This is a genomic window from Rhodococcus sp. (in: high G+C Gram-positive bacteria), from assembly GCF_049286785.1.
Classification (GTDB): domain Bacteria; phylum Actinomycetota; class Actinomycetes; order Mycobacteriales; family Mycobacteriaceae; genus Rhodococcus_F.
This window is the reverse complement of the sequence record NZ_JBAQEO010000188.1, coordinates 19609-30518: the sequence shown is the minus strand read 5'-3', so window position 1 is coordinate 30518 and position 10910 is coordinate 19609. Positions and strand designations below refer to the sequence as shown.

Here is a 10910-nt window from a genome sequence, read left to right as displayed (position 1 = left end):
CCGAGCCAGTCGATCACGGTCTGAAGCGCGAGAGCGCCGGTGAGCATTCCGTGCGCGAGTACACCGGGCAGCCCGGCGTCTTCGGCAGCTTTGTCGCTGTAGTGGATGGCGTTGAAGTCGCCGGCGGCTCCGGCGTAGCGGACGAGGCTCTCGCGGGTGATGACGTGCGTGTTCTCGGCGAGAACGTCGCCTTTGGCGAGCGCCGGTTCCTGGGTCATTGGGGTGCTCCGATCATCAGCGACGAGGTGATGGTGACGACGTGGTGGCCGTCGTGGTCTCGGATCTCGCTGGTGGTGTTCATGATTGCTGCGTCGCCGCGTTCGGTGACTGCGGTGACGGTCAGTGTGGTGGTGAGCTCGTCTCCGGCGACGATGTGCCGGGTGAAGTCGAGCTTTTCGGTCGTGTGGACCGCGACGTGCCGGGTGCGGTCGAGTCCGGTATCAGGATCGGTGACAAGGTGGTGCACCGCACCGCCCTGGACCACGGTGGTGAAGGTTGGGGGAGCGACGACGTCGGCGTGGCCGGCATCCCGCGCGGCGACGGGGTCGTGATGAATCGGGCTCGTGGCCGATACGGCACGGGCGAACTCGCGGACCTTTTCGCGGCCGACGTGGTACGGCTCTCCGGCCGTGAAGACTCGGCCGGGAAGCTCTGGATTCAGTAGAGACACGCCGGCCACCCTATCCGCGCCGTCCAGTTGGTGATCCGCCTACCCGGCGGTCTGACCACCGGCGGTGGCCCCCAAGAGGATGCTCCTGTAGATACTCAAATCCGATGGCGCATCGTAGCGCCGTCAGGTGGGGCGCTTCGCCTTGTCTCATGGCGATGTCACCGCAGTCTGTCTCGGCTTCGTGGCATTTCCTCGGAACGCACCGGTCTCGGCCCAAGATCGTCACACCGCCGGCGTCCGATCATCGGGGATGCCAGCGCTTCTCGGCCACCCTTCGGTGCCCGCCGCGCCTGTGAAGGTGATCGGCGCGATGGTCGACTTCTCCGACCGCCGGCCGGAGGTGTGGCCGGCCCTCACGGCGCGCCTCTACCAATTGCATGAGCGAGCTGGGGGACAGAACCCGCCGACGTGACGGAGGGCACCGCGCTTGACGGGAAGATCTTCGAGGCGGGCTGCACGTTCGAGTTCCGTGTCGAGCCGCACGGCGACGGCAGCCGGATCAGCGTCGACTACCACCGGCGGTCGAAGACACTGTTGGGACGGTGCATTGGCGCGATGCCGCAGCTGAGTGGTGGCGCGCCGATCAAGCGGAGCTTCAGGTAGGTCTACGGCAAGCCGAGCTGATGCGCGAGGACGCCCTCTTAACAACCGCCGACCTGGGCGAAACCGCCTACGACCTGGTTCTCGTCTCCATGCTCGTAAACCCCGGGCGACCCGGCCCGCGCCCGGGCGGCGTTTGTGCCGTGCGAGACACTTTCCGGTAGACGAGCGTTTCCTGGAACGCTTCGCCCGCCGCGCCCAGGGTGCGCTCGAGAACGCTCAAATTCAGCGGTACCGCGTCGAGAGCTGCGGGGCTGTCGATCACCGGATGAGTTCGAAGCCGGCTACCATCACCGCGTTCCAGCTGGAACCCGGTAATCGGCCCTCCAACAATGCGGGGGAACCCTCAGTTTCGTGCGCGATTCATACGCGCCCTCCTCGCTGCCACAGCCCCAACTCTGTAACGTGTTGCGACACAACTTCGATACCGGGTAATCAACCACAAACAACAATCGGAGCTCAGTATGCGAACGTCGGCTCGAGCAATAGCGATGTGCCTGGTAGCTCCTGCTGTGGCAGTCGCCCTCACGGGGATGGCCACCGGAACAGCCGCCGCCGAGCCCGGCTGCTCAGGATCGATGAACGGCCCATGGGCCTACAACGGGACCTGCCAAGGTGATGCGGGCAGCTACCGACTCGAGATCGACTGCGTCGGATACGACTTCACCGCCAATCCGCCGATTCTGGGCCAGTTCACAACGCGCAAAGACCTGCCTGTCGGACAGTCGGGCACGGTGGCTTGCTTCGGCCCCTACTGGTCCAGCGCCGGGTGGGGGATGCGTGCGCGCATCTTCCGGCTCTGACTGCCGGAGGCTCCAATGACCGCCCGCAGGTATGGCCTTCGCGGTGGCCGGCCATGGCCTTGCGGGCATCGGGCCGTGGGGACATCGAGCTGAGCACCGCAGGTGTGGGGCCAGAGTTCCACTACGGTCCTTTCGCCGGTCATCTCCTCACCAGAGGGTGAGTCGATCACCGGCATCGCGTCGGACGGGACGAACGTTTCACGGAAGTCATTGCGCTACTTGCCAGAAACTGCTCTGCCGACACTGAGACCTCAACAGATGCCGGACTTCTGGTCTTTGGCGCTGGCGGCTGTTTCGGGACCTTGCGCGGTCGTCGTTCGAAGTTCATGATTCCGCCGGGTTCAGGTCCGGATCAGGGCAACAGCACTATCGACCCCGTGGTGGCGCGGCCCTCGAGATCGCGGTGTGCCTGTGCCGCCTGTCGGAGGGGATACTCCGTGCCGACGCGCACTGTCAGCGAGCCGTCCGCCACTGCAGCGAAGATGTTTGCCGCCCGCCAGGTGAGCTCCTCACGAGTGCGGACGTGGTGGGCGAGAGTCGGCCGGGTCAGGAACAGTGACCCCGCCGGATTGAGCCGCTGAGGATCGAAGGGCGGCACGGGCCCGCTGGCTGCACCGAACAGCGCCAGTGTGCCCCGGATGCGCACCGAAGCCAGACTCGACTCGAACGTCGCCGCACCCACACCGTCGTAGGCGGCGGCCACACCCTCCCCATCGGTCAGCTCCCTCACCCGCGCCGCGATGTCGTCGTCGTAGCGGAGCACTTCCTGCGCTCCTGCTCCGCGGGAGAGCTCTTCCTTCGCGTCGGACGACACAGTGGTGATCACCCTGGCGCCCAGCAGGGTGGCCAATTGGGTGAGCAGCAGTCCCACACCACCGGCGCCGGCATGCACCAGGACGGTGTCGCCGGCCTGGATGGGATATGTCGAGTACGCCAGATAGTGGGCGGTCATTCCCTGCAGCATTGCCGACGCCGCCTGCGGGGCGGGAACGCCCTCGGGAACCGCCACCGCGACGCTCGAGGGTACGGCCACCTTCTCGGCGTAACTTCCGGGAGCGGAACACCAGGCCACCCGGTCTCCGGGCGCGATATCGACTACGTCGGCGCCCACCGCCTCGACGATCCCGGATGCCTCGCCGCCGGGGATGTAGGGCAGCGGGACCGAGTACAGGCCGGTGCGGAAATAGGTGTCGATGAAGTTGATGCCGATCGCCTCGGTGCGGACGAGCAGATCGTTCGGTCCGAGGATGGGTTCGGGAACTTCGGCGAGCTCCAGGACATCGGGACCGCCGAGACGGGAAACCTGTATCGCGCGCATGGATTCAGTTCTACACGGCGGACGGATGGAGTTCGGAGCCTGGCGGACCCGGTGCCGCTACCGCCCAGTATTGTCGGGGAATGAGTACCGACACCCACGCCGACGAGGCGCCCACCGCCTCCCTTCCGTCCCACACGGTCGACGCGATCCGGAAGTTCGTGACGGAGCACGGTGGTTCGGCCAGCGCCGTCATCCAGCCGATCGGTCTCGCCGGAGTCCGTATCACTCTGGTCGGCGCCGACGGCATCCTCGGTGACCAGGTGGTCGAGGATGTGGCCACCGCGAACGCCGTGGTCGCCTCGCTCGACGACGTCACCGCCGCAGACTGGGATCGATCGCTCACCAGCATCGTGACGCCCCGGAAGGGCCATTTCCAGAAAATGGCCGGCTGGGTCGCGCGACAGACGCGATTCCCGAAGGCCCGGAACGAGCGCTAGACCCGCGCCGGATCGGGCTGCGGAACGTGCTCACGAGTGCGTTCCGCAGCCCACACCGCGGCCGTGGCTGCGGTACAAAGACCGGCACCGGCGACGTGGAACGCCACGAGAACGGCCGGAACGTCGGTGAAATACTGGACGATCCCGATGAGCGATTGCGCCACCACGAGTCCGATCAGCACCTGCACCCGGGCCTTCACCGCGCGGGCGGCGCCCACCGCGTAGAGGCCGAACACGAGGCCCACCAAGAGTGCGAGGTACGCGACCAGAAGCTGCGCGTGCAGGTGCACGAGTGTGACGATCTCGACCTCGAGTCGCGGAACGACGCGGTCGAGGTTCTTGTCTCCCGCGTGCGGTCCGGCGCCGGTTACCAGCGTTCCGGCGACCAGCACGCCGGCCAGCGCCACACCCGAGAGAGCTGTGAGCCGGCGCAGGGGAGCGGGCACCACCGCGATCGCCTCGGCGTCGTCGGGTTCGCAGATCTTCGCGTACATCACGGTCGCGAGCCACACCATCGCCATCGAGGCGACCAGGTGCACTGCGACGGTCCACCACAACAGTCCCGTCAGAACGGTCACGCCGCCGATGACGGCCTGCAGGACGGTGCCCAGCGGCATCAGCCAGGCGTAGACCAGTACTTCTTTCCGGCGCCGCGCCCGGGTGACCGCCAGGACGACGAGGGCGGCGGTCACGACCACGACGAAGGTCAGCAACCGGTTGCCGAATTCGACGGCCTGGTGGATCACCGCAACCTCACCGTGCCCGACCGGCACGAAACTTCCCGGGAAGCACTGCGGCCAGGTGGGGCACCCCAGGCCCGAAGCGGTCACTCGTACGACGGCACCGGTCACTGCGATGCCGCCCTGCGTGAGGATCACCGCGAAGGCGATGACACGCTGCACGGTCAGCGACGGGAGGGGAAGACGGTCGACCAAGCTCAGGAACCCGCGATACAGCACGAGATCGATGGTAGAGGGCGGTCAACTACACACTGTCGTTGACCCCGCCTATGTAGAGCTACTGCGTCCGCACACGGAGGATGCCCGTCACCGTTCCCTGCCAGTAGTCGCCGGTGTCCGTGATCAGACCGGACATCTGGAGCGGGTCGTTCACGGCGGTGCCCGGCAGCGGAGAGCTCAGTTCGACCTCTCCATCCGCAGGATCGATCACCGCGAACGAGAAGCCGTCCACCGGAGTCGTGTCGGCAAGGCCGTGCCGGATCACCGTGTACAACCGTCCGTCACCACTGGAGAGGTGCGGGACCGCAGCACTGCGGACATCGTTGCTCCACACCTCATGACACCCGACCGGGTCGATGTCCACGCGCGTCATGCCGCCGCTGAACCCGTCGGTTGCGGGCACGGCGGGTCCGGCACCCTCCGCCACGGCCGGGTACGGATACCCGTACGTGCCCGCCACATACACCGAATTACCAATGCCTATCGGCGAATTCTCGCTGCCGCTCGGGGCAGGCGAATTCTCGCTGCCGCTCGGCGTCGGCGAATTCTCGCTGCCGCTCGGCGTCGGCGAATTTTCGCTGCCGCTCGGGGCAGGCGAATTTTCGCTGCCGCTCGGACTACCCAGCACCGGAATCGTGCAGACGTCGTCGCCGGAGGCCGAGTCGAACACGCGCAGATTCGGCTGAGGGTCGGCGTTGTCGACGATCGCGACGAAATCGCTGCCCGTCGAGGGACCGAAGTACGTGGGCGTGGACCCGGTGCCCCGGCTCAGCTGGCCCGGCTTACGGGCCGGCCCCCGGTCGTACTCGCGTCGCCAGTCGATTCGGATCGCGCCGTCCCGCAACGACAACTCGTACAGGGCGTGTGTCGTGGCCACCGCCGTTCCGGCGGGGGAGGAGGAGATGCTGTTGTGCACCTCTTCGCCCGGCGGGAGAGACAGAGTGCGGGCAACACCCGCAGGATCCACGGCTCCGACCACCCCACGGCCGGTGGCGAACCACACGTTGCCGTTCCAATCGGGGATCAGGCCCGTCACGTTGTCATCCGGGGGTAGGGCGTTGCCCAGACCCACGCTCGAGTCGACGGTGAACCCCCACACTCCGGCCACGTCGCGCGAGTGTGCGATGCGGAGCAGAGTGCGATCGCCGTCTACCACCACGAGCCGGTTCAGGTTGTCGAGGTAGGCGTACACGCCGCCCAGAAGGCTGCCCTTCGTGAGCTCGAACCGGGCGAGTGAGTGGCCGAACGGCGCAGCCGGAGCGGCGGGGTCGATCAGGTGGACGGTCGGTACCTGACCGGCGACCGACGTGCACAGAGCGACGACGAGACGGTCGGAGCCCTGCAGAAGCGTGGGACAGGCCGACACGAGCGGATAAGCGGACAGCGTGTGGGGGCCCGTCGCGGGCCCGGCGAGCGGCGTCACGTCGGTGGATCCGGCGTCCCCGTGCATCGTCGCCGTTCCGGCCGGCCCCAGAAAAGGATTGGTGGGTGCGGTCGGCCCCCAGTGTGGAACCGCCCCGGCCCGGAATCCCGCACACACGACAAGCACCGTGAGTGCGACCACAACGATCGCGCAGGATCGTGCGCGCGTTACTCCGGGTAGCCCGATCACGTGAACCGGAAAGTCCGGGCCGCCACGGTTCCGGTGACGGAAGCCCACACCACAAGGACGACGATGCTGAACGAGTCCACCGAACCTCGCAGCGCGGCGTCGAGACCATGTGCCAGGGCGCCGGACGGGATCAGCCGGGCGCCGGTATGAAGAAGCCAGGGCAGGTCGCCGGTCACGAACACGACACTTCCGACACCTACCATCACGAACCAGAGAATGTTGGCGAGGGCGAGCACGATCTCGGCGCGGAGTGTCCCGCCCAGCAACAGTCCCATGGCCGCGAACGTCGCGGTTCCCAGCGCGATGACGACAGCGCCGAGAGCTATCCCGGAAAGGTTGGGGCGCCATCCCAGCGCCAATCCGATCGCGCCGAGCAGTACCGCCTGGAACACCACGACGATGACAACCGCGGCGCTCTTGCCGGCGACAATTCCCCACGTCGGCAGCGGGGTCGCGCCGAGCCGTTTGAGTGCGCCGTACCGTCGGTCGAATCCCACTGCGATCGCCTGACCGGTGAATGCGGTGGACATGATCGCGACCATCATCACCGCGGGCACGACCTTGTCGACCCGGGAGGTGCCGAAGTCGCCGATCGGGAGCAGGCACAGACCGATCAGCAGGGTGATGGGGATGAACATTGTGAGCAGCAGCTGTTCGCCGTTGCGCAGGAGCAGCTTCAGTTCCATCGCGGTCTGTGCGCGCAACATCACGCGCGCGCTGCTGGGCCGTGGATCCGGTGTGAACGTACCCGGAGCGAACCGGTTGTCGGTGAGACGGTCACTCGCACCCATCGTCATCCCCTCATCTCGCGGCCGGTGAGTTCGAGGAACACGTCCTCGAGGCTGCGCTGGTCGACTCGGAGGTCACTGATCAGCGCACCCAGGTCGGCGCACCACGAGGTGACCGCCGCGACGACCGTCGGGTCGATCGGCCCTTCCACGAGATAGGCGCCGGGTGCGGACTCCGCTACCCGGAATCCGTCCGGCAGGGCTCGCGCGAGTGGGGCGGTGTCGAGGCCGGCGGGCGCGATGAGCCGGAGCTGCCCCTCGGCCCCACGACTCGTCACCTCTGCCGGTGTGCCGGACGCGACCACGGAGCCGTGGTCGATGATGACGAGCTGATCGGCGAGTTCCTCCGCCTCGTTCATGAGGTGGGTGGTGAGCAGGACGCTGACCCCGTCCCGGCGGAGGGCGTCGATCAGCTCCCAGACCATCAGGCGGGCCTGGGCATCGAGTCCGGCGGTCGGTTCGTCGAGGAAGACGAGCTCCGGCCGGCCCACGAGCGCGCATGCCAGTGACAGCCGCTGCTGCTGACCGCCCGAGAGCCGGCGGTACGGGGTGCGGCGTGATTCCTCGAGCCCGAGGCTGTGCAGCAGCCAGTCCGGGTCGAGGGGATCGGCGGAGTACGCCGCGACCAACTCGAGCATTTCTTCTGCCCGCGAGCCGGGGTACGCGCCGCCGCCCTGCAGCATCACACCGATCCGTGCTCGAACCGCGTCAGCGTCGGTGATCGGGTCGAGTCCGAGCACGCGGACGCTGCCGCTGTCCGGTTCGATGAACCCTTCACACATCTCGACGGTGGTGGTTTTGCCGGCGCCGTTCGGACCGAGCAACGCGACGACCTGAGCCTGCTCGACGACGAGATCGAGGCCGTCGACCGCCCGCACGCCGTCGTACATCTTGACTACACCGTCGAGGCGTACTGCAGGTGGCGCCGATCCGGGCGTTCGCGAGGTCACGGAGAATCAGCGTAAGCGTTGGATCGGTGCGACCTGCCCGGTGCCCCGCGTTTGGGCTTCGGGGTCGTGAGGCCGTGTGGCCTGCGGGGCCTGTGTCGCGTCGGCGGAGCGGGTGTCGACGCGCCACGGCAGCCGATTGCGGGTCAGCACGATCATCGTCCCGGCGGTGAAAATGGTGGCGATCGCGGCCTGGACGATGACGAACGGCTGGTATTCACCGCCGTTCGGCATCAGGATGACGCTGACGATCGAGGAGAAGGCGATGGCGGGAACTCGGAACGCGGGCGCGGTCGCCCACGCGGCGAGCGGCAGAACCGCCCAGAGGAGATACCAGGGCTGGACGACGGGGAAGAGCAGTACCACCGCCCCGAGCGACACCCCGAGTGCGCCCACCGCGTGAATCCGGCCGATCAGAACGGCGACGAGCATCCGGAGGGTGATGAACGCCGCGACGACCGAGGCGATCGGCCGCGTCAGACTCAACACGGCGGTCGTGTGGTCGCCGAGACCGAGGAGAACCCCGGCGAGGCCGGTGCCGAGACCCAGCAGGGTGGGAATGGACATCCAGCTGCGGACGGCGTTTGCGGTGCCGAGGGTGTGCACCCAGCCGATGCCGAGGCCGCTGGACACGCTGATGACGAGAGTGACCACCACGGCGACGCCCAGGAGCAGTGCGGCGGCCGAGACGACTGCCCGGGCGCCGGCACCCCAACGCCGCGCGAGTGCCATACCGACGAAGCCCAACGCGAGGAGCGACGGGATCTTGATGGTCGACGACAGCGTGATCAGCGCCGAACCCGACAACAGAAGTAGCAGCGATTGTCCCCGGATAGGCCCGTCCCGTTCGATCGCGCGCAGGGCCAGTTCCATCCCGGCCAGCATCAGGCCGAGCATGAGTGCCTCGTTGTGGATGCCTGCCACCAGGTGGAACAGAAGCAGCGGATTCGCGGCCCCGAGCCACAGTGCGCTCACCTCGGCCACACCGCAACGACGCGCGAGACGGGGCAGTGCCCACACGATCATGGCGACGCCGGCGAGCGCGAGCAGTCGGTGCAGGAAGATGCCGGCAACGATGTTCTCCCCGGTCAGCCAGCTGATTCCGCGGCCCATCCAGAGGAACAGTGGGCCGTACGGTGCCGGTGTGTCCCGCCAGATGGTGGGCACGGTGCGGGTCAGGACATGATCGACACCGAGGGCACCGGCCGGTCCGATGGCGTACGGATCGAGACCGCGTGAGGCGATCTCGCTCTGTGCCAGATAGGAGTACACGTCCTTGCTGAACATGGGGGGAGCGACGGACAGCGGAAGTATCCACAACAGCAGGGTTCGATCGAGCTGGGAGCGGCTGAGGCGCCGGACCGGTCCCGACTGCAGGCCTCCGACGGCGAACCGTCCCAGCAGCAACCAGGCGAGCACGACCATGACCGTTCCGGTCATGGTCAGGGTCAACGCGACGCTGGGTATTCGGGCGGGAAGACCGATGATGCGCAGACCCTGGACCGGGTTCTGCAGCACGGGTTGGGCGCCGGCACCGAGGGCGCCGAGGGCCATCAGGACCGCGCCCGTGGCGCCGAACCGTCGGATGCCACGCAACTCCGCGGTCTCTGCGGCGTTCAGACCGGCGGCTTCGGGTTCCTCGTCGTGCAGAGCCTCCGACACCGAGGGGTGTGGTGACCGTCCGTCGATGCCCAGCGCGCGTCGGGCGAGTTCGGCGGGGTGTCGAAGAGCGGTGCGGGCCGTGAACGTCGACTCCTCGGGGGTCGGCTCCGGGCTCTCGGGGGTCTGCGGCACAAACGCAGCGTAGCGGTGTGCGGAAGACGTCCCGGTCAGCCCGCGTTCCCGTTCCGGGTCGGGCGACGGTCACAGCGAAAGAAGGGCGCCCTTAGTAGACCTGCGATCGGAATTCCGTCACACTGGTGTTGTGAAAACGGATGTGACCCCAGGTGCCCGCACGGAAAGCGCAGCTCACGCGCCTTCCGTGGCTGCATCTGCCGTGGGAGCATCCGCCGTGACCGTGGGTCAGGAGGGGCATACCCGGGCCGCCGTCATCAAGCTCCTCCTCGAGGAGGGGCCCATCAGCGCCTCCGAAATCGGCACCAGGCTCGGATTGAGCGCTGCAGGAGTCCGCCGGCATCTCGACGCGTTGCTCGAATCGGGAGAGGCCCGCGAGGCGTCTTCGGTCGCGGTCCGGCATCGGGGACGCGGACGGCCGGCCAAGTACTTCCAGATCACGGCGAAGGGTCGCGGCAGGCTCGGCCATGCATACGACGACCTGGCCGGCGCGGCGATGCGCCAGTTGCGTGAGATCGGCGGAGATGCGGCAATCTCCGCATTTGCGCGCCGCCGGGTCCAGACGATCCTCGGCAACGTCGCGCCCGCCGCTGATCAGAGCGCAGAGGATCTCGAATCCACTGCGGAGTCCATCGCCGACGCCTTCACCTCTGCGGGCTTCGCGGCATCCACACGGCAGGTCGGCAACGGCGTGCAGATCTGCCAGCATCACTGCCCGGTCTCGCACGTCGCCGAGGAGTTCCCGGAACTCTGCGACGCGGAACAGGAAGCGTTCACCGAGCTGCTCGGTACCCACGTTCAGCGTCTCGCCACCATCGCGAACGGTGATTGCGCCTGTACCACCCACGTCCCGCTCGTGCCGCCCTCGGTCCCGAAATAACACGCTCCACTGTGACCCCTATAACGATTTACTCCCACCAACGCTTGACACCTATAACGATCGATTCCCGGCGACCAGCCCTCGCCGGCCACGTAACAAGAC

Annotated in this window: 12 protein-coding genes; 4 read left to right on the top strand and 8 right to left on the bottom strand. The window is 67.4% G+C overall.

Features of this window, described 5'->3' with window-relative positions; all coding sequences use genetic code 11:
• Together WAW17_RS07720 and WAW17_RS07715 are read right to left on the bottom strand one after the other, a co-directional pair.
• Positions 1-218 (bottom strand): MaoC/PaaZ C-terminal domain-containing protein (locus WAW17_RS07720; RefSeq protein ID WP_422332398.1); only part of this gene is annotated, 218 nt, incomplete at its 3' end.
• On the bottom strand, positions 215-670 hold the full coding sequence (locus tag WAW17_RS07715; protein ID WP_422332397.1) for an FAS1-like dehydratase domain-containing protein: 456 nt from the start codon (positions 668-670) through the stop codon (positions 215-217). The genes WAW17_RS07715 and WAW17_RS07720, both read right to left, overlap by 4 nt.
• Before the next feature lie 408 nt (positions 671-1078).
• Here WAW17_RS07715 and WAW17_RS07710 point away from each other — a divergent pair, with 408 nt between their 5' ends.
• Both WAW17_RS07710 and WAW17_RS07705 read left to right on the top strand, forming a co-directional pair.
• Positions 1079-1273 carry a hypothetical protein gene (locus WAW17_RS07710; protein WP_422332396.1) on the top strand — a complete coding sequence of 65 codons (195 nt, stop codon included), beginning with the start codon at positions 1079-1081 and terminating at the stop codon, positions 1271-1273.
• A 530-nt stretch (positions 1274-1803) separates the two neighbouring features.
• A complete protein-coding gene (locus tag WAW17_RS07705) occupies positions 1804-2073 on the top strand; it encodes a hypothetical protein (protein ID WP_422332395.1) in 270 nt (89 codons plus the stop codon).
• A 352-nt stretch (positions 2074-2425) separates the two neighbouring features.
• On the opposite strand, the gene WAW17_RS07700 is transcribed toward WAW17_RS07705, so the two are convergent.
• The gene (locus WAW17_RS07700; RefSeq protein WP_422332394.1) at positions 2426-3391 is read right to left on the bottom strand and encodes a quinone oxidoreductase family protein; all 966 of its coding nucleotides are present in this window, start codon (positions 3389-3391) and stop codon (positions 2426-2428) included.
• Positions 3392-3471: 80 nt separating this feature from the next.
• Here WAW17_RS07700 and WAW17_RS07695 point away from each other — a divergent pair, with 80 nt between their 5' ends.
• Positions 3472-3828, top strand: coding sequence for a hypothetical protein (locus tag WAW17_RS07695; RefSeq protein WP_422332393.1), 357 nt, complete (start codon positions 3472-3474; stop codon positions 3826-3828).
• On the opposite strand, the gene WAW17_RS07690 is transcribed toward WAW17_RS07695, so the two are convergent.
• The 5 genes from WAW17_RS07690 to mptB form a co-directional block, all read right to left on the bottom strand.
• Complete coding sequence (locus tag WAW17_RS07690; RefSeq protein ID WP_422332392.1) at positions 3825-4787, bottom strand: COX15/CtaA family protein; 963 nt, start codon at positions 4785-4787, stop codon at positions 3825-3827. The genes WAW17_RS07695 and WAW17_RS07690 overlap by 4 nt on opposite strands.
• A gap of 58 nt (positions 4788-4845) precedes the next feature.
• Entirely contained in the window at positions 4846-6327 is a 1482-nt protein-coding gene (locus tag WAW17_RS07685; protein WP_422332391.1) for a hypothetical protein, read from the bottom strand.
• A 68-nt stretch (positions 6328-6395) separates the two neighbouring features.
• Positions 6396-7196 carry an ABC transporter permease gene (locus tag WAW17_RS07680; protein WP_422332390.1) on the bottom strand — a complete coding sequence of 267 codons (801 nt, stop codon included), beginning with the start codon at positions 7194-7196 and terminating at the stop codon, positions 6396-6398.
• Positions 7193-8137: an ABC transporter ATP-binding protein gene (locus WAW17_RS07675; RefSeq protein WP_422332389.1), complete on the bottom strand. Its 945-nt coding sequence runs from the start codon at positions 8135-8137 to the stop codon at positions 7193-7195. The genes WAW17_RS07680 and WAW17_RS07675 overlap by 4 nt, the downstream gene beginning before the upstream one ends.
• Positions 8138-8143: 6 nt before the next feature.
• Positions 8144-9928 carry a polyprenol phosphomannose-dependent alpha 1,6 mannosyltransferase MptB gene (mptB, locus tag WAW17_RS07670; RefSeq protein ID WP_422332388.1) on the bottom strand — a complete coding sequence of 595 codons (1785 nt, stop codon included), beginning with the start codon at positions 9926-9928 and terminating at the stop codon, positions 8144-8146.
• Between the two features lie 223 nt (positions 9929-10151).
• Here mptB and WAW17_RS07665 point away from each other — a divergent pair, with 223 nt between their 5' ends.
• Positions 10152-10808, top strand: coding sequence for a helix-turn-helix transcriptional regulator (locus tag WAW17_RS07665; RefSeq protein WP_422332403.1), 657 nt, complete (start codon positions 10152-10154; stop codon positions 10806-10808).
• The last annotated feature ends 102 nt before the right edge of the window (positions 10809-10910 follow it).